General features: G+C 62.5%; 24 protein-coding genes and 1 tRNA gene (1 of these 25 cut by a window edge). 16 read left to right on the forward strand and 9 right to left on the reverse strand.

Annotated features, from left to right (window positions below):
- Positions 1 to 145: 145 nt before the first annotated feature.
- From RX328_RS39070 to RX328_RS39080, 3 genes are all read right to left on the reverse strand, one after another.
- The gene (locus RX328_RS39070) at positions 146 to 973 is read right to left on the reverse strand and encodes a universal stress protein (RefSeq protein WP_213246916.1); all 828 of its coding nucleotides are present in this window, start codon (positions 971 to 973) and stop codon (positions 146 to 148) included.
- A gap of 295 nt (positions 974 to 1,268) precedes the next feature.
- A complete protein-coding gene (locus RX328_RS44005) occupies positions 1,269 to 1,529 on the reverse strand; it encodes a DUF4167 domain-containing protein (RefSeq protein ID WP_213246915.1) in 261 nt (86 codons plus the stop codon).
- A gap of 998 nt (positions 1,530 to 2,527) precedes the next feature.
- Positions 2,528 to 2,604: transfer RNA gene (locus tag RX328_RS39080), tRNA-Met, on the reverse strand.
- Positions 2,605 to 2,933: 329 nt separating this feature from the next.
- Here RX328_RS39080 and RX328_RS39085 point away from each other — a divergent pair.
- The 3 genes from RX328_RS39085 (at position 2,934) to RX328_RS39095 (ending at position 6,767) form a co-directional block, all read left to right on the forward strand.
- Positions 2,934 to 4,541: a GMC family oxidoreductase gene (locus RX328_RS39085; protein WP_213247100.1), complete on the forward strand. Its 1,608-nt coding sequence runs from the start codon at positions 2,934 to 2,936 to the stop codon at positions 4,539 to 4,541.
- A gap of 271 nt (positions 4,542 to 4,812) precedes the next feature.
- Positions 4,813 to 5,598, forward strand: coding sequence for an SDR family oxidoreductase (locus RX328_RS39090; protein ID WP_213246913.1), 786 nt, complete (start codon positions 4,813 to 4,815; stop codon positions 5,596 to 5,598).
- Positions 5,599 to 5,762: 164 nt separating this feature from the next.
- Entirely contained in the window at positions 5,763 to 6,767 is a 1,005-nt protein-coding gene (locus RX328_RS39095) for an NADPH:quinone reductase (RefSeq protein WP_213246911.1), read from the forward strand.
- On the opposite strand, the gene RX328_RS39100 is transcribed toward RX328_RS39095, so the two are convergent.
- The gene (locus RX328_RS39100; protein WP_213246909.1) at positions 6,730 to 7,185 is read right to left on the reverse strand and encodes a DUF3775 domain-containing protein; all 456 of its coding nucleotides are present in this window, start codon (positions 7,183 to 7,185) and stop codon (positions 6,730 to 6,732) included. The two genes, RX328_RS39095 and RX328_RS39100, sit on opposite strands and share 38 nt — an antisense overlap.
- 117 nt (positions 7,186 to 7,302) lie before the next feature.
- On the opposite strand from RX328_RS39100, the gene RX328_RS39105 reads away from it, so the two are divergent.
- The 6 genes from RX328_RS39105 (at position 7,303) to RX328_RS39130 (ending at position 12,929) form a co-directional block, all read left to right on the forward strand.
- Complete coding sequence (locus tag RX328_RS39105) at positions 7,303 to 8,151, forward strand: MBL fold metallo-hydrolase (protein ID WP_213246907.1); 849 nt, start codon at positions 7,303 to 7,305, stop codon at positions 8,149 to 8,151.
- A gap of 258 nt (positions 8,152 to 8,409) precedes the next feature.
- Positions 8,410 to 9,252 (forward strand): fumarylacetoacetate hydrolase family protein, encoded by an 843-nt coding sequence (locus RX328_RS39110; RefSeq protein WP_213246905.1) that lies wholly within the window; start codon positions 8,410 to 8,412, stop codon positions 9,250 to 9,252.
- A gap of 142 nt (positions 9,253 to 9,394) precedes the next feature.
- Positions 9,395 to 10,009, forward strand: a complete 615-nt coding sequence (locus RX328_RS39115; protein ID WP_213246903.1) for a glutathione S-transferase family protein — start codon at positions 9,395 to 9,397, stop codon at positions 10,007 to 10,009.
- Positions 10,010 to 10,030: 21 nt separating this feature from the next.
- Positions 10,031 to 11,230, forward strand: a complete 1,200-nt coding sequence (locus RX328_RS39120; protein WP_213246901.1) for a serine hydrolase domain-containing protein — start codon at positions 10,031 to 10,033, stop codon at positions 11,228 to 11,230.
- A 29-nt stretch (positions 11,231 to 11,259) separates the two neighbouring features.
- The gene (locus RX328_RS39125; protein ID WP_213246899.1) at positions 11,260 to 12,129 is read left to right on the forward strand and encodes an MBL fold metallo-hydrolase; all 870 of its coding nucleotides are present in this window, start codon (positions 11,260 to 11,262) and stop codon (positions 12,127 to 12,129) included.
- Positions 12,126 to 12,929 carry an enoyl-CoA hydratase/isomerase family protein gene (locus RX328_RS39130; protein WP_213246897.1) on the forward strand — a complete coding sequence of 268 codons (804 nt, stop codon included), beginning with the start codon at positions 12,126 to 12,128 and terminating at the stop codon, positions 12,927 to 12,929. The genes RX328_RS39125 and RX328_RS39130 overlap by 4 nt, the downstream gene beginning before the upstream one ends.
- A gap of 3 nt (positions 12,930 to 12,932) precedes the next feature.
- On the opposite strand, the gene RX328_RS39135 is transcribed toward RX328_RS39130, so the two are convergent.
- Entirely contained in the window at positions 12,933 to 13,475 is a 543-nt protein-coding gene (locus RX328_RS39135) for a methylated-DNA--[protein]-cysteine S-methyltransferase (protein WP_213246895.1), read from the reverse strand.
- 187 nt (positions 13,476 to 13,662) lie between these two features.
- Here RX328_RS39135 and RX328_RS39140 point away from each other — a divergent pair, with 187 nt between their 5' ends.
- Positions 13,663 to 14,487: an alpha/beta fold hydrolase gene (locus tag RX328_RS39140; RefSeq protein WP_213246893.1), complete on the forward strand. Its 825-nt coding sequence runs from the start codon at positions 13,663 to 13,665 to the stop codon at positions 14,485 to 14,487.
- Between the two features lie 5 nt (positions 14,488 to 14,492).
- A complete protein-coding gene (locus RX328_RS39145; protein ID WP_213246891.1) occupies positions 14,493 to 15,314 on the forward strand; it encodes an alpha/beta fold hydrolase in 822 nt (273 codons plus the stop codon).
- 16 nt (positions 15,315 to 15,330) lie between these two features.
- Here the strand turns inward: RX328_RS39145 and RX328_RS39150 are convergent, their stop codons facing one another.
- A complete protein-coding gene (locus RX328_RS39150) occupies positions 15,331 to 17,064 on the reverse strand; it encodes an adenylate/guanylate cyclase domain-containing protein (protein WP_213246889.1) in 1,734 nt (577 codons plus the stop codon).
- A 164-nt stretch (positions 17,065 to 17,228) separates the two neighbouring features.
- Positions 17,229 to 17,684 (reverse strand): carboxymuconolactone decarboxylase family protein, encoded by a 456-nt coding sequence (locus tag RX328_RS39155; RefSeq protein WP_213247098.1) that lies wholly within the window; start codon positions 17,682 to 17,684, stop codon positions 17,229 to 17,231.
- A 117-nt stretch (positions 17,685 to 17,801) separates the two neighbouring features.
- Between RX328_RS39155 and RX328_RS39160 the strand changes: the two genes are divergently transcribed.
- Positions 17,802 to 18,659 carry a sigma-70 family RNA polymerase sigma factor gene (locus RX328_RS39160; protein ID WP_213246887.1) on the forward strand — a complete coding sequence of 286 codons (858 nt, stop codon included), beginning with the start codon at positions 17,802 to 17,804 and terminating at the stop codon, positions 18,657 to 18,659.
- 6 nt (positions 18,660 to 18,665) lie between these two features.
- Here RX328_RS39160 and RX328_RS39165 read toward each other — a convergent pair whose 3' ends face one another.
- Positions 18,666 to 19,484 (reverse strand): class I SAM-dependent methyltransferase, encoded by an 819-nt coding sequence (locus RX328_RS39165; protein ID WP_213246885.1) that lies wholly within the window; start codon positions 19,482 to 19,484, stop codon positions 18,666 to 18,668.
- 138 nt (positions 19,485 to 19,622) lie between these two features.
- Between RX328_RS39165 and RX328_RS39170 the strand changes: the two genes are divergently transcribed.
- From RX328_RS39170 to RX328_RS39185, 4 genes are all read left to right on the forward strand, one after another.
- Positions 19,623 to 20,297, forward strand: coding sequence for a GntR family transcriptional regulator (locus RX328_RS39170; RefSeq protein ID WP_213246883.1), 675 nt, complete (start codon positions 19,623 to 19,625; stop codon positions 20,295 to 20,297).
- 161 nt (positions 20,298 to 20,458) lie between these two features.
- Positions 20,459 to 21,259, forward strand: a complete 801-nt coding sequence (locus RX328_RS39175) for a phytanoyl-CoA dioxygenase family protein (protein WP_213246881.1) — start codon at positions 20,459 to 20,461, stop codon at positions 21,257 to 21,259.
- A 155-nt stretch (positions 21,260 to 21,414) separates the two neighbouring features.
- Entirely contained in the window at positions 21,415 to 22,728 is a 1,314-nt protein-coding gene (locus RX328_RS39180; RefSeq protein ID WP_213246879.1) for an NAD(P)H-dependent oxidoreductase, read from the forward strand.
- Between the two features lie 438 nt (positions 22,729 to 23,166).
- A complete protein-coding gene (locus RX328_RS39185) occupies positions 23,167 to 24,255 on the forward strand; it encodes a TRAP transporter substrate-binding protein (protein WP_213246877.1) in 1,089 nt (362 codons plus the stop codon).
- A 156-nt stretch (positions 24,256 to 24,411) separates the two neighbouring features.
- Here RX328_RS39185 and RX328_RS39190 read toward each other — a convergent pair whose 3' ends face one another.
- Positions 24,412 to 24,951, reverse strand: the 3' portion of a protein-coding gene (locus RX328_RS39190; RefSeq protein WP_213246875.1) for a hypothetical protein. 69 nt of this gene lie beyond the right edge of the window; the window shows 540 of its 609 coding nt (coding positions 70–609); its start codon lies off the right edge, out of view; it ends in the stop codon at positions 24,412 to 24,414.

Genomic DNA, 24,951 nt, shown 5'->3' on the forward strand with positions numbered 1-24,951 from the left:
GCATGGTAACGCGAATGTCGTTCGTCTATCTCATCGAACTTGCTGTTGCGAGTGACGACCTACGCAACCCACTCCAAGCTGAGCGTTGCCAACATGATCAAGGGCATCAGTGCCGTTCGACGGCAAGAAGCTCTGACATCGGCCTTTAATGCGACATCAGTACCGGAACGGTCATCGTGTCGAGAATGCCGCGCGTCACGCCCCCGAGGACGAACTCGCGCAGCCGCGAATGGCCGTAGCCGCCCATTACGATAAGGTCGGCCGACAGATCTGCCGCATGCGACAGGATTACACTTGCGACATCGCTCCCATCGGCGATGAGCGCTTTGGTGCTGCTGTTCAAGCCGTGGCGCGCCAAGTGTCTGCCAACGGCCGCCAGGGATTCTTCATCCTCCCGACGGCCAATACCTACGTTGATCACCTCGATCGACTTCGCGCGCTCCAAGAACGGCATGGAGTCCGCGAGCGCCCGCGCGGCGGTGCGGCTTCCGTCCCAGCAGACGAGAATGCATCCGAGTTTGATGCCGTCCTTTTGGATACTGGGTACGACGAGGATAGGCCGTCCGGATTCAAACATCGTTGCTTCAGCGGCAAGCCCCGTGGAGGTCGTCGCTTCGGGCTCGGTCTGCGCAACGATTGCAAGATCGAACGTCCGCGCAATACGGCCAAACGTCCTTGGGATTCCTTCAATGCTGGTCTCGATGATCTGCGCCTCGGCAGGAAGATGAGCCTGCGCCGCTGCCTGTTTGAATCGTTCGATGGCCCCGTTTGCCGCCCTGGCGCTCTCTTCGCGCAGGGCCTCGATCACGTCGGCCGGAACAGCCTCCATGCCGCCGGCCACAATCGCTGGAGAGTGACACATTGCGATCCCTGCAATCTGGGCATCAAACATCGTGGCGACGGAGATCGCGTACGCTGCTGCAGGATCGCGAGAGTTACCGGTCGCTAAGTTGACGACAATATCCCGAATCACGGCCAGCCTCCTCATGATGAGCCGCCCCTTGTGGGGCAAAGGGCTTGCAAGTTCGTTCGTGCAAAACGGCCGCTCAAAATGAAGAACTCCGGGTGGCCAGCATTAGTTCCGAGCGCAAGGCCAGTGGAGCGGTCCCGCCTGGAGCAGGACACGTCCGATATCCTGTGGCGCTATTCCGAGATCGCGAAAACCTGGGAGTTGCGGAGACGCGACGTTGTCGATCCTCATCAGATCGACCTGGTTCTCGTGACGAGAGGCTGACGGAGCATCTCGCGATTGTAGCAGGATTGCTCCATCATCCGCTGTGTCTCAGCCGCTGCTTGGGCCAAGTTGCCGGCTGCGGCGAGAGCCGCCCGCCGTGCGCCTCATCGTGCATCGACCGCAAATAGTGCTCGGCGTGCTGAAGATAATTTTCAGCTGCGATCAGATCGCCCTTCAGCGCTTCAGCGCGAGCCAACTCGACGTAGCGCTCGTAATTCCTTTGTGCGTTCTGAGACTGCCTCGGGAGGCGGGTCCTGACGACTTTGCTTTTCGGTGACCGTGTTCTTCTCGCCATTGTGCTAGCTGTAAAATGATCTTCGGCGCAAGGCTATCGCCGGCGACGCGCTCTGGTCCGGGCTGCCTTTTTGGCTGCCGCGGAGCGCTGCGCCGGGCCTTTGGTCTTTGCGGCCTTCCGAGCCGCCGCTGAGCGGGCCGCGGCGGAGCGACGCGAGGCGGCGCTTCGTGCTTGTTTCGACAGCGCCGCGCGCGACGCCGTGCTGCGTGGTTCACGCTTGAGGGTCTGCGATACAGCACGTGAAACGCGCGGCTGGCGTCGGGTTTTTCGCTTGCCCTGGCCCGCCTCATACGCGTATTCGGCGCTTTTGCGGGTTCTTGCCTTGGCCTTGCCTTTTGCCGGCGGACGGAGCGGAACACCCGCGCGCCTCGCCTTGGACAGGCCGATTGCAATCGCCTGCTGTGGCGATCTCGCTCCATGTTGGCCGCGGCGAACTTTGCGAATCTCCTCATGCACAAACTCGCCCGCCTGGGTAGTTGGCGATTTGCCCGCGCGTTTGGCCCGCTTGGCCTTCTGCACTGTTCTTCGCTCTGGCATGATCGTCTCCAGTTGGTACGTCGCCCCACAGAACGGCTTCGCCACTGGCCGTTCTCTCAAGATACTAACGTCCAACCGCGGGAAATGGTCCCGCAGGCGCGGCCAGGCGAGTTCCTCACGAGCACCAATCATGCCCCCGGTCTACCGGAGGGAATCAGATCGCCGGAGGACCGGCACCCATCCGGTCGTCCAGCAGATCGTTGGACCCGGATTCATCAAGCAGACGAATCCGATGCGGCGGCACGGTCCGCCGATGCAGGCATTTGCGTCCTGCGAGGGCAACAGCTTCCGCATCAACTATCGCAAATCGTTCTGCGCCTGGACCCAATCGCGGCGAAATGCACGCGACGCTGTACGGCGAATTGGGCGCGACCTTGGGCTGGATGGCCCCGCCAGGACCATGGAAAGTCCACCCAAAACGAAAACTCCCGCAGCGTCAGCTACGGGAGTGTCGGTATCGTTGGTTGCGGGGGCAAGATTTGAACTTGCGACCTTCAGGTTATGAGCCTGACGAGCTACCGGGCTGCTCCACCCCGCGTTAAACCGTTGCACTGCCTTCGAAAAACCGGACCCGAAGTGAAAGCCGGCCAACGCGTGTTCGCGCCGATCGATCCCGTCCGGAGGCTTCCTGAGAAGGCGACCCGGGCAAGGCCATCGGGTGCGAGGGGTATGTATCAACGTCACCCTGCTTTGGAAAGGGGCAAGAAGGAGCTTTTGCAGATTTTATGACAGCAAAAACGAGGGGTTGGAGCGCCAAAACCGGCCTTTGGAACCACTCTTGCCATAAACGCCGCAAAAGCGGAGTTTTGCGCCCAAAGCCGCGGCTCATCAGGTCGCCAGAACAAAAATCCGGGAGGGGGAATGGGCGTGACGGATATCTTCGATTTCGTGGTGGTGGGTGGCGGCTCCGGCGGCTGCACGGTGGCGGGACGGCTATCGGAGGATCCGAAGACGTCCGTGGCGCTGCTCGATGCCGGCGGCAGGAATGACAATTGGGTGGTCACGACGCCGTTCGCACTCGTGCTGATGGTCGCCGGCAACGTCAACAACTGGGCCTTCAACACCGTGCCGCAGAAGGGCCTCAACGGCCGCGTCGGCTATCAGCCGCGCGGCAAGGGTCTCGGCGGCTCCTCGGCGATCAACGCGATGGTCTATATCCGCGGCCACCGCGCCGACTATGATCAATGGGCGTCGCTCGGCAATACCGGCTGGTCGTTCGCCGATGTGCTGCCCTACTTCAAACGCGCCGAAGACAATGCCGATTTTGACGGCGAATATCACGGCAAGGGCGGTCCCCTCGCGGTCAACAAGTCGCGCACCGGCAACCCGGTGCAGCAGATTTTTCTGCAGGCCGCGCAGGAGGCGCAATTCCGCCTGCGCGAAGATTTCAACGCCGACGAGCACGAGGGCCTCGGCATCTATCAACTGACGCAGAGGAACGGCGAACGCTGCAGCGCCGCGCGCGCCTATATCCACCCGCATATCGGAAACCGCGCCAATCTGCGCGTTGAGACGCATGCCCATGCCACCCGCCTCCTGTTCGAAGGCAAGCGCGCGGTCGGCGTCGAGTACCGGCAGGGCAAAGAGCTGAAGCAGATCCGCGCCCGGCGCGAGGTGGTCCTCTCCGCCGGCGCGTTCCAGACCCCGCATCTCCTGATGCTGTCGGGCATCGGCGATAGCGCCGAGCTTGCAAAGCACGGCATTGCCACCGTGCACCATCTGCCCGGCGTCGGGCAAAACCTGCAGGACCATCCGGATTTCGTGTTCGGCTACATGTCCGATAATCCCCACTTCAACGGCATTTCACTTAAAGCGCTGCCGCGGCTGCTGCGGGCCATCCGACAGTATCGCCGCGACCGCACCGGGCCGATGACGTCGAACTTCGCCGAATGCGGCGGCTTCCTGAAAACCCGGCCCGATCTCGACATCCCCGATATCCAGCTTCATTTCGGCATGGCGCTGGCCGACGATCACGGCCGCAAACGCCATCGCGGCACCGGCTTCACCTGCCACGTCTGCCTGCTGCGGCCGAAGAGCCGCGGCAGCGTTTCGCTGCTCGGCGCCGATCCATTTGCGCCGCCGCTGATCGACCCGAATTTCTTCGGCGAGGCGGAGGATCTGGAAACCATGGTTGCCGGCTTTAAGACCACGCGCCGGCTGATGGAGACGCCGGCACTGCGCGCGTTGCAGAAGAAGGAGATGTTCACGGAAGGCGTCCATGCCGACGACGACATCCGCAACCTTTTGCGCGCCCGGGTCGACACCGTCTATCATCCGGTCGGCACCGCCAAGATGGGCGTCAACGATTCCCTCGCCGTGGTCGATCCGAAGCTGAAAGTGTACGGCGTCGGGGGATTGCGCGTGGTCGATGCGTCGATCATGCCGACCTTGATCGGCGGCAACACCAATGCGCCGACGATCATGATCGGGGAAAAGGCCGCCGATATGATCAGAGCGGAGATGCGGGTGAATTGACGCTGGCCAAACTTATGCCGTCATTGCGAGGAGCGCGAGCGACGAAGCAATCCATCTATCCGTTATGCCGCGCCATGGATTGCTTCGCGGAGCCTGTCATCGGCGCGCATTCGCGCGACCCGTTGGCTCGCAATGACGGGGATAGAGCCGTTTTCCGGGATCGAAATATGCAGTATCGGCGGACCTCGAAGCCTTATCAGCAGCACCTGACTTGGCTAGAGTGGCCGCATCGGACTACAACAAAATCACCTGACACAACGGGAGGAGAACAGTGGATCTTGGGATCAAAGGCCGCCGCGCCATCGTCTGCGCTTCCAGCAAGGGCCTTGGGCGCGCCTGCGCCATGGCACTGGCCAATGAAGGCGTGCACGTCACGCTGACCGCGCGCGGTGCGGAGGCGCTGAAAAAGACCGCCGACGAAATCCGCAAAGCGAGTCCTGACATCACGGTAACCGAGATTGTCGGCGATATCACGACGCCCGCCGGGCGCGAGGCCGTGCTGAAGGCCTGTCCCGAACCGGACATCCTGATCAACAATGCCGGCGGCCCGCCCCCCGGTGATTTCCGCAACTGGACCCGTGACGACTGGATCAAGGCGATCGACGCCAACATGCTGACGCCGATCGAACTGATCAAGGCGACGGTGGACGGCATGATGGCGCGGAAATTTGGCCGCATCGTCAACATCACCTCGGCTGCAGTGAAGGCGCCGATCGAGGTGCTGGGTCTCTCCAACGGCGCGCGCGCCGGCCTCACCGGCTTCGTCGCCGGGATCGCGCGCAAGACCGTGATCAACAATGTCACCATCAATGCCTTACTGCCCGGCCCCTTTGATACCGACCGCCTGCGCGGGCCGGTCGCGAAGGTCGACGCGGAGAAACGCGGCATCACTGTCGATCAGTTGCTCGCCGAGCGCGCCAAGCTTAATCCGGCCGGTCGGTTCGGCGACCCCGACGAGTTCGGCTATGCCTGCGCGTTCCTCTGCGGCGCCAAGGCCGGATATATCACCGGCCAGAACATCCTGCTCGACGGCGGTGCTTTCCCCGGCACTCTCTAGTGCCGCCGATTTGAAGTTCCCCGTCACTCGCAGCGAGACCGATTGGGAACTTCAAATCGATAAGCGGCACTAGAAGAAAAATGAGTCTTCTAGCGCCCTCTTGCTTTCCGAAGTTCGCGCAAGAGGGCGCCGCGAAAGCTCACGAACTTCGGAAAGGGCGCTAGATGAAAGCGGTCTGGTACGAGCGAACGGGGCCGGCGCAAGAAGTGCTGGCCTATGGCGAGATGCCGACGCCGGTGGCAGGCACGGGCGAAGTCCGGGTGCGGCTGGAGGCGTCCAGCGTCAATCCGGCCGATGTCGGCCGCCGCGGCGGCGGCTACCGGCCGATGGAATATCCGCGCGTCATTCCCAACAGCGACGGCGCCGGCATCGTCGACCAGGTCGGCGACGGCGTCACGCGGCTCAAGATCGGCCAGCGGGTCTGGCTGTTCAACGGCCAGCGCAACGGCCGCGCGTTCGGCACGGCGGCAGAATATATCGCGCTCGCCGAACATCTGGTGACGCCGCTGCCGGACAACCTGTCATTTGCCGAAGGCGCCACCCTCGGCATTCCCGGCATGACGGCGTGGTGCTGCCTCTATTGCGACGGGCCGATCGTGGGGCAGACCGTGCTCGTCACCGGCGGCGCAGGTGCGGTCGGGCACTATGCCGTGCAGCTTGCCAAATGGGGTGGTGCCAAGGTGATCGCGACCGTCAGTTCGGCAGCCAAGGCCGAGCAGGCACGCCTCGCCGGCGCCGATCTCGTCGTCAACTACAAGGCGGATGACGTGGTTGCCAAGGCGATGGCCTTTACCGGGCAGCGCGGCGTCGACCGCGTCGTCGACGTCGATTTCGGCGGCAATATCGAGACCACGCTGAAGCTGATGGGTACCAATTCGACGATTGCGGTCTACGCCACCAACGGCAACCGCACGCCGGTCGTACCAATGCGTGAGTTGATGGAGAAATGCATCGCGGTCCGCACGCTCGTGCTGTTTGCGCTGCCGCCGCCGCTACTGGCGGCGGCGCAAGCCGACATCACGAAATGGCTGACGGCAGGCGCGCGGATCCATAACGTCGCCGCGCAGTTTGCACTATCCGACACGGCGCAAGCGCATCTGGCGGTGGAGAAAGGCGACAAGCTGGGCACGGTCATCGTGGATTGCGCTCGTCTTCTTCCCGCTGGCTGACGCTAGAAGAATCGGCCGTCGTTCGCTCCTCGTTCCAGGTAAGGCCGAACTCGTCGAGCCCCTGCGCCAGCAAATCTCCAAGCATCGGCTCGCCGAGAAGATAGCGCGCGGTGTCGCGGTCTCGCTGGTCGGCCGCTTCCGCACGTAGATCCTCCCATTCCTCAATGGTGGCGTCGCCGCGCCCCAATCGCATCAGGGCGACGAGATCGACCCTCTCGTCCTCGGAAAGCGAGTTGATGAGGCCGGTGATCTCGCGAACGACCGGATCTTCCCCGTTGTCCTGCAGCACGTCGATCATGTCGTCATCGCCCGCGTTCGACCCGGAATCCGGATCGGACACCCCTTCCTTGACGTCGAATTGCCGGGCTTTCTCGATCAGAAAGCCGACTTTCTCGGGCGAAATCGTGAGTTCTGGCATCGCATGTTCCTCATACGGGCTATGCGATAACGCCGAACGCCGTCGGATGATCCATTGCGCCGGAAGGTGGAAGGCCGCATCCTTGCCTGAACAACCAGAAACGAGAGGACGCGCCGTATGCATTGGGACGTGGGCAGGGTCAGGATCACGAGGGTGGTCGAAATGGAGACTGTCGGCAGCACCCGTTTCATCCTTCCGCTCGCGACCAACGAGGAAATCCAGAAGCTGCCTTGGCTGATCCCGCAATTTGCGACCGAGGAAGGCCGGCTGAAAATGTCGATCCATTCGTTCCTGCTCGAGACTCCCTCGCGCCGGATCATCGTCGACACCGGCCTCGGCAACGACAAGCAGGGCCGCAATGTGCCGACCTGGAACAACCGAAAGCATCCGTTTCTCGACATGCTCACAGCGGCGGGCTTCCCGTCCGACAGTATCGATACTGTGCTGTGCACGCACCTGCATGTTGATCATGTCGGATGGAACACGAAACTCATCGACGGCAAATGGGTGCCGACCTTCGCCAATGCCCGATATGTGTTCGGCAGAGGCGAATACGAGCACTGGCGCGACCACAGCGATGCGCCGGACAAAGTCGCGGTGTTCAGCGATTCCGTGAAGCCGATCGCAGACGCCGGCAAGTCCGAGCTCGTCGCCAGCGATGCCAGATTGACGGATGAAATCACGCTGATCCCGACCCCCGGCCACAGTCCCGGGCATATCAGCGTCCATATCAAGTCAGACGGCGAGGAAGCCCTCCTGACGGGGGACGTCGCGCATCATCCTTGCCAGATGGCCCATCTCGACTGGTCCTCGACCGCCGATTCCGATCCCCGGCAGTCGGCCGAAACCCGACGCGAACTGCTTTCGCGCTTCGCCGACACGCCCACACTGGTGATTGGCGGGCACTTCAGTGCCGGTCACATCAAGCGCGACGGCGACGCTTTCAGGTTCGTGGCGGTGGGGTGACAGGAGCGCCCTCTCTCCCTCATGGTGAGGAGGCGCACTTGCGCCGTCTCCGGACGATGCTTCGCATCGCCGGGAGAACCATGAGGCCCGCGGCCCATTCGTCGAGACGGCCGCGATGTGGCCTCCTCGGATGAGGGGGTGGTATGTGGCGAGCAACCCCAGTCCGCAGTTGAATTTCCTGCGCCGCTGTTCCAAGAAGCGTCTGAAGTTTGCGGAAATCCCCGAAATCCTCAAGAAAACCCCGCAGGGAGCGATAAAATGAAGCTTGTTCGTTACGGCGCCAAGGGTGCGGAAAAGCCCGGCCTGATCGATAAATCCGGCCAGTTGCGCGATCTTTCCGCCCACGTCAGGGATCTCGACGGAGACGCCTATGCGCCGGCCTCGCTGGACAAGCTGGCGGCGCTGGATACCTCCAAGCTTCCCGCCGTCGACGGCAAGCAGCGCCTCGGCGCGCCGGTCACCGGCATCTCGAAATTCGTCGCGATTGGCCTGAATTACAGCGACCATGCCAAGGAGACGGGATCGCCGATTCCAACGGAGCCGATCTTCTTCCTGAAGGCCAACACCGCGCTCTCTGGCCCGAACGATGCGGTCGAGAAGCCGCGCGGCTCGACCAAGCTCGACTGGGAAGTCGAAATCGCGGCCATCATCGGCACCCGCGCCAAATATGTCTCGGAGGCCGATGCGCTCAATCACGTCGCGGGCTACTGCGTCTGCAACGATGTCTCCGAGCGCAACTTCCAGATCGAGCGGCTCGGTCAGTGGACCAAAGGCAAATCGCACGACACGTTCGGCCCCCTTGGCCCGTGGCTGGTCACCAAGGACGAAATCCCCGACGTGCAGAAGCTGTCGATGTGGCTCGACGTCAACGGCAAGCGCTGCCAGACCGGATCGACCTCGACCATGATCTTCTCGATGGCGAAGTGCATTTCCTATGTCTCGCAGTTCATGACGCTGTTGCCCGGCGATATCGTCACCACCGGCACCCCGCCCGGCGTCGGCCTCGGCATGAAGCCGCCGACCTTCCTCAACGTCGGCGACGTCGTCACACTCGGCATCGAAGGGCTCGGCGAGCAGCGCCAGGAAATCGTCGCGGCGTGAGCCGGCGCACATACTCACCGCCGTCATTGCGAGGAGCGATAGCGACGAAGCAATCCACCTTTCCACACGTTCGGAGACAATGGATTGCTTCGCTTCGCTCGCAATGACGGAGGATCCATCTATTGCCTAGAGGCTCCCTTCCATGAAACTCACCTTCTCTCCCGCCTCGCCGTTCGCCCGAAAAGTCCGCATCGCCGCGATTGAGACCGGCCTGATCGACCGAATCGAATTCACTCCGGCCACCGTCGCGCCGGGTCAGCCGAACGAGGAATATTCGAAGATCACGCCGCTGAAGAAATTGCCGGTGCTGATCCTCGACAATGGCGACGTCATTCTCGATTCCTACGTCATCGTCGAATATCTCGACGAGCTCGCCGGCGGCGGAAAGCTGATCCCAACATCTGGCCCCGAGCGGTGGAAGGTGAAGAGCGACCATTCCCTGCTGCAGGGCATGCTCGATTCCATGCTGCTGTGCCGGTACGAAAAGATGGTGCGTCCGGAAGGGCTGCGCTGGGACGCTTGGCATGACGACCATTGGAATCGCGCGTGGGCCGGCATGGCGCGGTTCGAGAACAAGTCCGACGTGCTGTCCGGTCCGTTCAACATTGCGCAGATCGGCCTGGTTTGCGTGCTCGGCTATGCGGACTTCCGCTTTGCCGATTGCGGCTGGCGCAAGGCCTATCCGAAGTTAGACGCCTTCCATCAGAAGATGATGGAGCGGCCGTCGGTGAAAATCTCGGCGCCGCCGCCGGCGTAACCAACCAATGGAGACGGCAGCATGACCGAGGCGAGCAAGAAACTGCGGCGCCTCGGCTTGGCCGCCGTATTCGTGCTGGCGGCATCCGGCGCAGCCGCACAGCTACAAGAATTCTCCACCGGCCAGCGCAATCTCGCCTGCGGCAGCCCGGCCGCGACTGGTGATGGTTGGCCTATCGCCACACCGGAAAGTGTCGGCCTCGATGGCCCGCGTCTGTGCGGGATCGCCGTGCGGCTCGTGGCTACCAATGCCAACGTTCATGCTGTGGTGATCGTCCGGCACGGCAAGCTGGTGTTCGAGCAGTATTTCCCTGGCTATGACGAGCCGTGGGGATTGGGCGGCGGGCAGCATGATTTCGATTCGGCCACCAAGCACGACATGCGGTCGGTTTCGAAAAGCGTCATCTCGCTACTCGTGGGAATCGCGATCGATCGCGAGCTAATCAAGAGCGTCGACGAGCCGGTCGTCAAATTCTTCCCGGATTATTCGGCAGTGAAATCGCCGGGTTGGGACAAGATCACGCTCCGCCATCTGCTCACCATGTCGTCGGGTATCAAGTGGGACGAGAACCGCGCCTGGAAGGATCCAGAGAATGACGAGCCGCATCTCGGCAGCGAAGCCGATCCTTATCGCTATGTCCTGTCGAAGCCGATCGCGGCGCCGCCAGACACAGTGTGGACCTACAATGGCGGCGGAACGGATCTGCTCGGCAATATCATCGAGCGCGTGACGGGCCAATCACTGGAAGCTTTCGCCCGCGAGGCGCTGTTCGCGCCGCTGGGTATCTCCGACTGGGAATGGATGAAGTACCGCAACGAGCATGTTGCCTCGGCGGTAGGCCTTCGGCTTCGGCCGCGCGACGCCGCAAAAATCGGTCAGCTCGTGCTCAACAAAGGCGAATGGGCCGGCCGGCGGATCGTCTCGTCGAAGTGGATTGAGCAATCGGTCACACCGCGCTTTCAGGCGGTCGGCTATTTCGGTGGATTGTTCTACTACGGACAGCACTGGTGGATGGGCCGCACGCTATCCGGCGAGAACGACGTGAAATGGATTGCCGCCATGGGCCTGGGTGGTCAGCGCCTCTTCATCGTCCCCGAGCTTGACCTTGTGGTCATGACCACGTCAGGGCTTTATGGCAGCGGCCGGCAAGGGCACGCGGCTCTGGACATCCTCGCCAACTTCATCATCCCGCATGTCAGGGACAGGAACGAAGCGCGCTGATCCAGCCAAGACGAAAAGCAGGAGCAACCATGGGCCTGAAACTCTCCGTTGGCGATCTCGCCATTCACCGCATCATCGAGCAGGAAACCACCTTCCTGCCGGCTTTGGAGATGCTGCCGGGACTGACGCCGGAGGTCCTGGCGGAGCATCGCCCCTGGATGCGGAGGAGCGGCGCGCTCGACGACAGAGACGTGCTGATCCTGTGCTTCCAGTCCTATGTAGTGAAGACGCCGCACCACACCATCCTGATCGATAGCTGCATCGGCAACGACAAGCCGCGGCCGCAGCGTCCGAAATGGAACATGAAGACCGACGACACCTATATGCACGGTCTCGCCGCGGCCGGGTTCTCCGTCGAAGACATCGACTACGTCATGTGCACGCATCTGCATGTCGATCATGTCGGCTGGAACACGCGGCTCGATAACGGCCGCTGGGTGCCGACCTTCCCCAAGGCGCGCTACGTATTCGACAAGATCGAATTCGACTACTGGACCGAGACGCACGCCAAGACGCCGGTGCCGCCATTTGGCGACAGCGTGCTGCCAGTCGTCGAGGCGAAACAAGCCGAAATCGTCCGCAGCGATTTTGCGATCGGCGATCACACCCGCATCCTGCCGACGCCGGGCCATACGCCCGGCCATGTCGCCTTCACCTTCGGCCGCGGCAAGGATGACGCGGTATTCTCGGGCGACCTGATGCATTCGCCGCTGCAGACGCGCTATCCGGAACTATCCGTCAAGTTCGACGTCGACCAGGCGCAGGCCGCGGCGACGCGGCGCAGTTTCCTGGAACGCTACTGTGACACCGATACGCTGTGCTGTACCGCGCATTTCCCGTCGCCCTCGGTCGGGAAGATCCGACGCGCTGGCAACGGATTTACCTGCGAGGCGATATGAGCTCGAATCCATCCGACTTCGAGACGCTGTCGATCGAACCGGTCGGCGAGCACGTGACCATCGTCCGGCTCAATCGGCCGAGCGCATCGAACGCGCTCAACACGCAGATGGGGCGCGATCTCGTGCGCTATTTCGAAGACATCGCGCTCGATCCGAAGAGCCTCCGCTGCATCGTCCTGACCGGCGCCGGTGACAAGGCGTTCTGCGCCGGCGGCGACCTGAAAGAGCGGCGCGGCATGACCGACGAGGCGTGGACGCGCCAGCACGTCGTGTTCGAACGCATGGTGCGGGCGCTGATCGACTGCCCGGTCCCGATCATCGGCGCCGTCAACGGCGCGGCCTATGGCGGTGGTTGCGAGATCGCGGGCTGTTGCGATTTTCTCTACGCCGCGGAAACTGCGCGTTTTGCGCTCACCGAAGTGACGCTCGGCATCATGCCGGGCGGCGGCGGCACGCAGACCCTGCCGCGCGTCGTCGGCGAGCGCCGTGCCAAGGAGCTGATCCTGACCGGCAAGCCGTTTACTTCGGCGGAAGCACGTGAATGGGGTTTTGTGAACGAAGTCTTCCCGCTCGCCGAATTACTGCCGGCGGCACTGGCGACCGCATCAAAGATCGCCCGCAACGCGCCGATCTCGGTCCGACAGGCAAAGCTCTCGATCCATCGCGGCCTGCAATTGTCCCTGCGGGACGGCCTCGCACTCGAGATCGAGGCCTATAACCGCATGGTGCCGACGGAAGATCGCCGCGAGGGCGTGCTGGCCTTTAACGAGAAGCGCACGCCCAATTTCAAGGGCCGGTGAAGCTCAATCGAACAGGCTCGGCGTGTGGTTCACCGCAGCGCCTTCGATCGCCAGCATCTTCAGCTTCGTCACTACGCCGCCATTGGCGGAGAAGCCGCCGGGCTTGTTGCCCGCCGCCAGCACGCGATGGCACGGCACCACGATCGGACAGGGGTTGCGCCCCAGCGCGTGGCCGACGTCGCGTGACAGCTCAACGCCGCCCAGCTTTTTGGCGATATCGCCATAGGTCATGGTCTTGCCCGGCGGGATCGTACGCGCGATGTCGTAGACGCCGCGGTTGAATTCGGGGACGCCGTCGAGGTCGAGCACGACGTCGGCGAGATCGTTCGGCTTGCCTTCGAGCAGCTCGACGATGCCGTCGATCGCGGCCTGCACCTTTGCCGGCGGCGGCGTCTCGATCAGGTCGTCATGGCGCTGCTGCAGGCGGGTGCGGGTCTTCTTCTCGTCGCCCATCGGCAATTGTACCGAGGTAATGCCGCGCTCGCCCCAGACGATACCGCAGCGGCCGATCGCGGTGTCGAATATCGTAAAATGGTGCCCGGTCATGGCTGGCTCCATATTCTCCTGTTCAATGCCACCCAGCTTCCTTCTGGCGCCAAATCTAGGCTTGGAGATTATTGCTATCCACCCGAATCCCGGGGGAACTTGACGGCATGAACAACTTCCGCTGATCTGGGCTCCCGCCGACGCCCTTCAATGGTCCCTCGCCTGCTTCCAATTCCACGAGCTTCGTATGCAAACCCTTCACGTCAACGGCTATGACATGGCCTATCTCGATGTTGGCCAAAGCGCCGGCAATGGCCCGCCGCTGGTGTGCGTGCATGGCTCGTTGTGCGATTTCCGGATCTGGTCGTCGGTGCTGGGACCGCTGACTCGCAAGCACCGGGTGATCGCCCCTTCGTTGCGGCATTTCTTCCCCGACCACTGGGACGGCGTCGGCGATACCTATTCGATTGCGCAGCATGTTGACGATGTGATCGGCTTCATCGAAAAACTCGATACCAGGCCGGTCGACCTGATGGGCCATTCCCGCGGCGGGCACATCTGCTTCCGCGTCGCGCAGCGCCGGCCTGATCTGCTACGCAAGCTGATCCTGGCCGAACCCGGCGGCGAACTCGATGCCACGCTCGATCCTGCCTGCAAGCCCGGTCCCTCGCCGCTTGCCGGAATGATTGCAGCTTCCGCCGCGGAAATCGCCAAGGGCGATATCGATGGCGGCTTGCAGATATTCATGGATGCGCTGGAGGGGCCCGGCGCCTGGAAGCGCCTGCCAGCCACGCCGAAACAATTGCTGCGCGACAATGCAACGACGCTGATCGGCCAGATGCGCGACCATCGTCCACCGTTTTCCAAGGCGGACGCGGAAGCGATCAGAACACCGACACTGTTCATCGGCGGCGCTTATACCAAAGGCACGCTGCCAAAGGTGCTCAATGCCTTGGCCGCCAACGTCAGGGGATCGCGCGTCGAGATGATCCCCGGCACCACGCACCCGATGTTCGAACAGGCGCCGCAGAAATATTGCGATATCGTGCTGTCGTATCTCGCAGGAGATTGATCACGATGCAGACTTTGAACGTCAATGGCTATGACATGGCCTATCTCGATGTCGGCAGTGGCACTGGCAACAACCCGCCGATGGTTCTCGTGCATGGTACGCTCGGCGATTTCCGCACATGGAACGCCGTGCTCGGACCGCTCTCGAAACGGCACCGCGTGATTTCGCTGAGCCTGCGGCGGTTCTTCCCTGAGCATTGGGACGGCGTCGGCAACGACTATCTGATGGCGCAGCACGTCGCCGACGTCATTGGCTTCATTGAAAAGCTCGATGCCGGGCCGGTCGATCTGATCGGCCATTCCCGTGGCGGCCATATTGGATTCCGTGTGGCGCAGGCGCGGGCTGATTTATTGCGCAAGGCTATCCTTGCCGAACCGGGCGGCGATCTCGAACCGGCGCTGCAGCCGAGCAGTCCTCCCGGCCCCGTGCCGCTCGGCCCGCGCGTTCCGGTCGCGGCCGAGATGGTACGAAACGGCGACATCGACGGCGCGCTGGCGCTGTTCGTCGACGGCATCGACGGTGAAGGTGCGTGGGCGCGGTGGCCGGCGACGGCGCGGCAGCAATTGCGCGACAACATCTATACGCTGCTCGGCCAGGTCGGCGAGAATCGCCAGCCGTTTCTGAAGAGCGAAGCGGAGGCGATCAAGACGCCGACGCTGTTGATCGGCGGTGGCGACACCAAGGGCGCGCTGGCGGTGAACTGGCGCGTGCTGGCCGAACATATTCCGGGCGCGCGGACGGCGGTGATCCCGGGCACGCGCCACTGGATGTTCGAACAGGCGCCGCAGGAATTTTGCAAGGTCGTGCTGGATTTCCTGGCGGCGTAGATGCGCCGCCGACGTCTTACTTTTGCTCCAGCCGCCACGCGCCATCCCAATCGGCGGCCGGCGGGTTGATCTGAAAATTCTCGACACGACCGGCCAGTGTCTTGGCCGGTCCGTCGTTGGGAACAGCCTCGAGCGCCGCATGGAATGCCCGACGCGCTTCGTCCCAGCGGCGCTCCCGATAGGCGGCGAGCCCTTCGGCATATCGCTGACGCAGCGCCAGTTGCTTCTCGGTGAGCTCGCCCTTGCGCCCCAGGATATCGAACACCGCCTGGGGAAGGCTCTGACCGGCGACCACCAGCCGATCGATCTCGCGCGATTCAACCGCATCGCCGGCCGCGGTGATCGCAGCCTCCGAGACCAGCGAATGGCTGCCATAGACCTTGTTGGCGTTCTCCAGCCGCGACGCGAGATTAACCGCATCACCCATCACCGTGTAGCTCATCATGAATTCCGAGCCGATGCTGCCGACCAGCACTTCGCCGGTGGCAACCCCAATACGAACATCGCAGTCGCTCGGCACGGTGCGTATGCCGAGCAGTTCGGGCAGCTCCTTGCGCAGCGCCGTACCGCGATCAGCCATCTCGACGGCAGCGAGGCAGGCCAGGCTCGCCTGCTCGCTATGCTCGGTAAAGGGAGGTCCCCAATAGGCCATGATCGCGTCGCCGATATACTTGTCGATAATGCCGCGATGGCTGCGGATCGGCCCCGACATCGTCGATAGATAATGATTCATCACCTTGACGAGGCCCTGCGGCGTCATGCCCTCGCTAAGGCTGGTAAAGCCCTGCATGTCGCAGAACAGCACGGTCATCACCCGCCGCTCGCCGGCGCTGGCCGTCAGCGACCGCTGGTCGATCAACCCTTCCACCACGCGCGGATCGACATAGCGGCCGAACGTCTCGCGCAGGCGCTCCTTGTGGCGCAATTGCTCGACCATGTTGTTGAAGGCGGCCGTGAGCTGGCCGATCTCGTCGCGCGTGGTAACATCGATCGATCCGTCAAGCTGGCCAGCTTCGACGGCGCGGGTGCCGTCCAGCAGCCGCCGCACCGGGCGAGTAATACCGGTGCTGACAAAGAACGCGAACGTCAGTCCGAGGATGGCCGCAAGCATCGTCACGATCGCAGAGATGACAATCGCGCGCTGCTGATCCCTCATCGTCACGGCCGCGTCGCTGCGGACCTGCTCCAGCATGTCGTGTCGGATTTCCTCGATCTTGCGATTGAATTCGTCGCGAAGCTCGTCGGTCCGAACAAGGCTGGCGCGTACTTCCGGCATGTTGCCGGCCTCGAGCAGCGGCCACATCCGCTTATTCTCTTCGTCCAGATAACGGCGAAGGTCGCTAGTTATGTTTTCGATCCGGTTTTCAATCCGTCCGAGCTTGGCGTCGTCGGAGACGGTGGTCGGATCATCAATGATTGCAATGATCAGCGCGCGTGCGGCCTGCGCCTCCCTGTCAATCTCCCTGCCTTTGGCCTCATAGATGGTTTGCTGATCTGCAAAGGCAGTTTCGTCCGGCGGTGTCTGTACCTTGATGAACACCATCCGGCGAACCACCACCGCCTGCTCCAGCGAGCGGACGTTCATCCGTGCCAGATGCCCATATGCTTCGACGTATTTTGTGGTCAATTCATCGAGCTGATGCGCAATCTTTCGCGTCATCACCGTCGACAGCGCCGAGATGATCACCATCAGAAAGATCAGCCCGATGGCGATGCCAAGGATTCGCTTGCGGATGGTCGGTCGCAGCATCGAGGTATGTTCTAGAGCCAAGGGCATGCTGGGAAACGGGATGAAGGTAATCCAAAAGCGAAAGCCCGGCCGATCTGGCCGGGCTTGATGTTTAGCGCGGGCCGGTGAATTAAGCACGTTCCGGCGCGTTAAAATTGGCCATAGTTTTTGGGGATTCCCTCCCGCTATACCTTCCAGACACCCACAGGCTGACGCACGGCGACGTTGAGCCTGTTCCAGACATTGATATTGGCGATTGCCAGAATCAACGCCGCGAGCTCCGCCTCGTTGAAATGCTTGTCGGCCTCACGCCAGACCTCGTCCGGCACCGGATCGGCGCGGTCGCTGATCCGGGTCAGCGCTTCCGTCAACGCCAGGGCCGCGCGCTCGGCTTCGGTGAAATAGGGCGTGTCGCGCCAGGCGGCCACTGCGAACAGCTTCTCGTCGGTCTCGCCGGCCCTGCTGGCGAGTTTTGAGTGCATGTCGACGCATACACTGCAGCCGTTGATCTGGCTGGCCCGCAGATGCACCAGTTCGAGCAGCTTTTCCGACAGGCTGTTTTTGGTCAATTCACCCAGCGCGTGCAGTGCCTTCATGGCGTCGGGAACAACCATGACCGGGTGATTCATTCGGGCTTGCATCATTTTGCGCTCCATATGGTTGGTTCTGTTTTTGACGCGGCGGCGCCGATTTGCTGTCACATCGGCGCGCTTTCGTTCGTCATCACCATGACGGAACGCGACATGGGAATGTGACCGATGGACGAGAAAAAGTTTCTGGCTGAGAAATTCGAAGCAAACCGGCCCCATCTGCGGGCGGTGGCCTACCGCATGCTGGGCTCGACCAGCGAGGTCGATGATGCCGTGCAGGAGACCTGGCTGCGGCTGAGCCGTTCCGATACCAGCGCGGTCGAAAACCTCGGGGGTTGGCTGACCACGGTCGTGGCGCGCGTCTGCCTCGACATGCTGCGCTCGCGCAAATCGCGGCGAGAGGAACCGATGGGTCCGCACGTGCCGGAACCTGTCGCCGCTGACCAGCATGGGCGGGATGCGGAAATGGCCGACTCCGTCGGCGCGGCACTGCTGGTGGTGCTGGAAACGCTCGCGCCTGCGGAGCGGCTCGCCTTCGTGCTGCACGACATGTTCGCCGTGCCGTTCGAGGAGATCGCGCCGATCGTCGGCCGCACGCCCGCCGCGGCAAGGCAACTGGCCAGCCGCGCCCGTCGCCGGGTGCAGGGCAGTCCGCCGCCGGATGCCGACTTCAGCCGGCAGAAAGACATTGTCGACGCCTTCATCAAGGCTTCCCGCGAGGGCGACTTCGAAGGGCTGCTCGCGGTGCTCGATCCCGACGTGGTATTCCGCGCCGATTCCGCCGCGCAGCGACTGGGCTCGCTCGCCGAAATCCGCGGCGCTGCTGCGGTCGCCGAAACCTTCAAGGGACGCGCACAAGCCGCCAAGCCGGCGCTGGTCGACGGTGCATTGGCGCTCGCCGTCATTCTCGGCGGACAACTGCGCATCGTGGTGCGGCTGACGATCAGTGGCGATAGGATATCGGCGGTCGAAGCGGTGGCTGATGCCGAGCGGATCGGTCAGCTCGACGTAAACCTGCTCACGTGAGCGGCTTCATCGGCCCTTTGATGCGAAGAACACGATCGCCTGAACCGGCATCCGGCCGGGATCGCCGAATTCGCGGCGAAAGGCCTGTGCCATCGCGTCGACGATCTGCTCTGGATCGACGCCGCCGCGCGCCCGGACCTGATCGATCAGCGGATTGCCATGGACGGCTGCCCGCGCGAAGGTCGCGATATCAGGGAGTTCTCTTACCTGCCTGATCACGGCAATGCCGATATCGCCGAAGCCAGCCGTGATCAGCATCTCCTTGATCGGGTCGATCTGGTGGCAGGAGAACGGCACGTTGTAAAATTGCGGCGGGTCGGTCGCGAAGAAACCGCCCGCCACTTCATGCGCGATCCGGCCGAACGGATTGTAGCGATGAGAGTCCCAAACGCTGAGCACGTAGCGGCCACCGGGCGCGAGTACGCGATAAGCCTCGGAAAAGGATTTTGCCTTGTCCGGAAAGAACATCAGGCCGAACTGACAAACGATCGCATCAAAGCTTGCATCGGCGAAGGGAAGCGCGACCGCATCGGCGGGCTGGAAGGCGACCTGCTCATCGGGCTGAAACTTGGCGCGGGCAATATCGAGCATCGGCGGATTGAAATCGGTCGCTGTTAGCTGCGTGTCTCGTGGCAACACGTCACGCAACTGCCGCGTCACGATGCCGGTACCGGCGGCGGTTTCGAGCACTCGCACCGGACCGCCGCTGGCAACACGCTTGGCAATGTCCGCGGCATATTCGGCGAAGATGATCGGGCCAAGGCCTTGATCGTAATAGTGCGGGATGCTGCCCGTGAAACTCGCGGCGTTGTTGTTGTTGTCCATGATCATCCTCCGATCCCGCCAAGTATAGCCTGCCGGGCGCCCTGCAACTGTGAGTCCTCCCACAAGCCCTTGACGGCGCCAGGGCCGGTCGCTAACTTCTGAATTCGGAATTCCGTATTCCAAATGGAACAGCCCGGCATGATCCCGTTAGATCCGCTTCCCAACCTGATTGACCAGGTCTATGCCCGGATTCTCGAGGCGATTACCGACCGCACGCTGCCGCCCGGGCATCGCATCCGGCAGAACGAGCTTGCGGAGAAGCTCGGCGTTTCGCGCCAACCGGTGTCCCACGCGCTGCATTTGCTGCATCGGCAGGGGCTCGTCGCCGAAAGTGGCCGCCGCGGCTTTGAAGTCACCCGGCTCGATCCCGAACGCATTCGCCAGCTCTATGAAGTGCGAGGCGCGATCGACGCGCTGGCGGCAAAGCTCGCGGCGGGGCGGGCGAGAGCCGATGCTTCCGGGCGCGCACGACTCGAGACGACACTGCAGGCCGGGCGGAGCATTGGCAAAGACACGCCGCTTTCGCGGCTGATCGCTCTCGACGTCGATTTTCACAGCGCCGTCTATCGCCTCGCGGGCAATCCGGCGATCGAGGAAATGATCGCGCCGCAATGGCCGCATATGCGCCGATCGATGGCGACGGTGCTGGCGGAGCTCGATTACCGCGAACGCGCCTGGACCGAACATGAGGCGATTGCCGCGCAGATTCTCGCCGGCAACGCCAGGGCGGCAGAAGCCGCGGCGCTGGCGCATGCGCAGACGGCGGGACGAATGACTGAGGAGAGACTGAGGGCGACGGATAAGGCGGCGTGATTGAAGCGCCGTCATTCCGGGATGGTCCGAAGGACCAGACCTCAGATGCGCAATTGCGCATCGGGGAATCTCGAGATTCTCAGATGTGCAATTGCACATCTTAGTTCGACGCTTCGCATCGCCCCGGAATGACAAAACAAAGAGCAACAGGAGAAAACGCCATGAAACTGACGCCACAGCAGATCGAATTCTTCAACCGCGAAGGCTGGCTGTTTCTGCCGGAGTTGTTCAGCCCGGAGGAAGTGGAGTATCTCGCCCGCGAGGCCGTCAGCATCTACGACACCGACCGACCTGAGGTGTGGCGCGAGAAGAGCGGCGCGCCACGCACCGCCTTTGCCGCGCATCTCTATAACGAGGCGTTCGGCGCTCTCGGCGCGCATCCACGCATGATCGAGCCGATCGAGCAGATCTTCGGCGAGAAGGTCTACATGCATCAATTCAAGATCAACGCGAAAGCCGCCTTCACCGGTGATGTCTGGCAGTGGCATCAGGATTACGGCACCTGGAAGCGCGACGACGGCATGCCGGAGCCGCGCGCGATGAACATCGCGATCTTCCTGGATGAGGTAATGCCGATCAACGGCCCGTTGATGCTGGTGCCGAAGAGCCAGCACGCCGGCGACCTCAAGGCCTCGCATGATCTGGAAACGACGTCCTATCCGCTGTGGAAGTTGGATGAGGAGACTGTCACGCGGCTGGTGAAGGAAGGCGGCATCGTCGCGCCCACCGGCAAGGCCGGCGGCATGCTGATGTTCCACGGCAATCTGGTGCACGGATCGAGCGGCAACATCACGCCCTACCCGCGCAAGATCGTCTACCTGACGCTGAATGCGGTCTCGAATTACATCCGCAACCCCACACGACCCGACTACATCGCGCATCGCGACTTCACGCCGATCCAAACCGTCGACGACGACGCGCTGCTGCGGCTCGCGCGGGCGCATCGGCAAGCCGCGGAGTAAGGCTCTCGTGCCCCGGACGCAGCGCAACGTGCAACGTTGCGCTGCTGAGCCGGGGCCGATGTCATGATCCCCATAGGTCCCGGCTCTGCGGAGCAGCGTTGCACGCTGCACCGTTGTCCGGGACACGTTTCAGATAGCTGGTCCGGAAAACCACCATGAACCTTCACCACCTCCTCAACGCCCGCCTGGCGGCCGGCAAGCCGGTTCGCGTCGCGCTGATCGGCGCCGGAAAATTCGGCTCGATGTTCTTGTCGCAGGTGCCGCATACGCCGGGAGTCGAAGTGCCCGTCATCATCGACATCGATCGCGATCGCGCCCGCGAAGCCTGTCGCACCGTCGGCTGGGATCAGGCGCGGATCGCGCGAACGGTCTTCACCGACGACGGCGCGCGCGCGATCGCCGACAGCGCAGTGGACGTCGTGGTGGAAGCTACCGGTAACCCGGCCGTCGGCATCAGGCATGCCCGCGCTTCCATTGCGGCCGGCAAGCATGTCGTGATGGTCAATGTCGAGGCCGACGTGCTGGCCGGACCGTTGTTGGCGCAGGAAGCACGCAAGGCTGGCGTGGTCTATTCGCTGGCCTACGGCGACCAGCCGGCGCTGACAGCGGAGATGGTGGACTGGGCGCGCGCGACGGGCTTTCGCGTCGTCGCTGCCGGCAAAGGCACCAAGTACCTTCCCGCCTATCATGACGTGACGCCGGACGGCGTCTGGCAGCATTACGGGCTGACGGCGGGCGAAGCGCAATCGGCCGGCATGAACCCGCAGATGTTCAACTCGTTTCTGGATGGCACCAAGTCGGCAATCGAAATGGCGGCCATCGCCAACGCGACCGGACTGGACGTGCCGTCGGAGGGCTTGCTGTTTCCGCCCTGCGGCGTCGACGATCTGCCGCATGTGATGCGGCCGCGCGAGGCGGGCGGCGTGCTGGAGAAGGCTGGCCTTGCGGAAGTCGTGTCTTCGCTGGAACGCGACGGCCGTCCCGTATTCAGGGATCTACGCTGGGGCGTCTATGTCGTGCTGGAAGCGCCGAACGATTACGCTGCCGATTGCTTCAGGCAATACGGGCTGAAGACTGACGCATCAGGACGATACGCGGCGATGTACAAGCCGTATCATCTGATCGGGCTTGAGCTGAATATCTCCATTCTCTCGGCCGCGCTGCGCAACGAGCCGACCGGTCAGCCGCATGATTTTCGCGGCGACGTCGCGGCGGTAGCAAAACGCGATCTGCGCGCCGGCGAAATGCTCGATGGCGAAGGCGGCTACACGGTGTGGGGCAAGTTGATGCCGGCATCGAAAAGCCTCGCCGCCGGCGCGCTGCCGATCGGGCTTGCTCATCGCGTCAAGCTGAAGAACGACGTCGCGCACGGCGAGGTGGTGCGCTGGAGCGATGTCGAGGTCGACGAAAACAGCGACACCATCAAGACGCGCAGGGCTATGGAAGCGGCATTCTCCACGAGACGATGAGCACGCGACGCGTATCGGAAACAAGCTGCAGCCGGAAATTCCACTGCGCTGCGCATGCACGTTCAGGTCAAATGACGAGTGCTGTCCTGAGCGCCTGCGCGGCGAAATTACCGCAATGCGGCAATCCGACTAACCGGCCGCGCATCCTCTATCGCCCGCCATCTCAGTCTTTCGTCGGGTGAAAGCGACGGGCCGCTCGATATTCAGGCAGCTCTTCGCACCTGCGGCGAAACGAGAACGCTTGCTTATCAATCACCAATTCGTCATCCTGCCTGCAGGTCCATAAAGCCGGGAAATTGATTGCATCGAAAACCAAGAGCCTTGGTTTCAGGGCCCACATTCCTAACAACAGTCCGGCACCGCCCATCGGAAAACCAGAGAAGACGACATCAGATCGTTGTCCCTTGGTCGGTCTCGACGATGACAGAGGGGAGACAAATGAAACGTCGTGATTTCTTGAAGGTGGGCGGCGTCGGTCTTGCCGCGAGTGCGGTTGCCGCGCCAGCAATTGCGCAGTCCAACCCGGAGATAAAGTGGCGCTACACGGCGAGCTGGCCGAAGGCACTCGATACGCTGTACGGCGGCTGCGAGTATTTCGCCAAGCGCGTTGCAGAAATCACCGACAACAAATTCCAAATTCAGGCATTCGCGGCCGGCGAAATCGTGCCCGGTCTGCAGGTGCTCGACGCGGTCTCTAATGGCACGGTCGAGATGGGCAACACCGCTCTTTATTACTATTGGGGCAAGAACCCAGCCTTCACGTTCGGCACGTCGCTGCCGTTCGGCCTCAACACGCGCTCGCATATCTCGTGGCTGCGCTTCGGCGGCGGCATGGACATGCTCAACGATCTCTTGAAGGAGTATGGCTGCATCGGCCAGCCGACGGGATCTACCGGCGCGCAGATGGGTGGCTGGTTCCGGAAAGAGATCAAGTCGATGGATGACTTCCGGGGCCTCAAATTCCGCGTCGGCGGTTTCGCCGGCACCATCATCGCCAAGGTCGGCGGCGTGCCGCAGCAGATCGCGGGCGGCGACATTTACCCGGCGCTGGAAAAGGGCACCATTGATGCAGCCGAGTGGGTCGGCCCCTACGACGACGAGAAGCTCGGCTTCGTGAAAGTCGCGAAGTACTACTACTATCCGGGTTGGTGGGAAGGCACCGGCCAGGGCCACAACATCATGAACCTGGAGAAGTTCAACGCGCTGCCGAAGCATTACCAGGCCGCGATCGAGACCGCGTCCTACGATACGTTCACCTGGGTTACCGGCAAATACGACTACGTCAATCCGCCGGCATTGAAGCGGCTGTTGGCTGCGGGCGCGATCCTCAGGCCGTTCCCGCAGGAAGTGCTCGAGGCCTGCTACAATGCCGCCAACGGCATCTACGCGGATCTCGCCAAGAACAACCCGCACTTCAACAAGATGTATACGAGCCTGTCGGCGTACCGTAACGAGTCGCTGGCGTGGAATCAGGTGGCTGAGCTGAGCTACGACAGCTTCATGATGCGGATGCGTACTCGCACCTGAGGCGCAAAACCGCTGACGAAAAGAAAGCCCCGGAGATTTCTCCGGGGCTTTTTCGTTGGACGGGTGGCTCTCCAATCTTTACGCGTTTTCTTCACGCGAACCGGTATCCACCCTCGGATCACGTCCGAGGGCATGCTTCGCTTGAAAACCTGCGGCTTATTCCTCGCCCTCGCCGAGCGCCTCGGCGAGCTTGTCATAGTATTTCGCAACGAGATCGATGTTGCCCTTGTTCTCGATTGCCGGCGGCGGCGACTTCAGCGCCTCATTGAGATCGGCCAGCACTTCCTTCTTGTCCTTGGCCGACATCTTCTTATCGGCTTTGACCTGGGCAATCTGCGCTTTGAGCACGGCTTCGGCGCCGACGAACTTCTTCGTCGCGGGATCGAAGCCGCCGAGCACCAGGCTGATGTTGTCGATCACGGTGTTGTATTCGTCGTAGCTGGCAAAGCCGTTCTTTTTGGCGGCGGCGTCGAGCTGCGCGTCGATCTTCGGATCGGGCTTCGCATTGTTGGGAATCTTGTCGGTGATGGCGTCAACGTCCTTTTGCGCCGCCAGCACGCCCTCGATCTGCTTCTCGGTCAGCGCGATCTGCTTGATGGCGGGGACCTCCTGCTGGGCAGGCGGCGGCGCGGCCTGGGCAGGAGCCTGCTTCGGCGGCGCCTGCTTGGCCTGCGCTAGCACCTCGCCGCTGGAAAT

Origin of the sequence: Bradyrhizobium sp. sBnM-33 (genome assembly GCF_032917945.1) — a bacterium.
Lineage (GTDB): Bacteria > Pseudomonadota > Alphaproteobacteria > Rhizobiales > Xanthobacteraceae > Bradyrhizobium.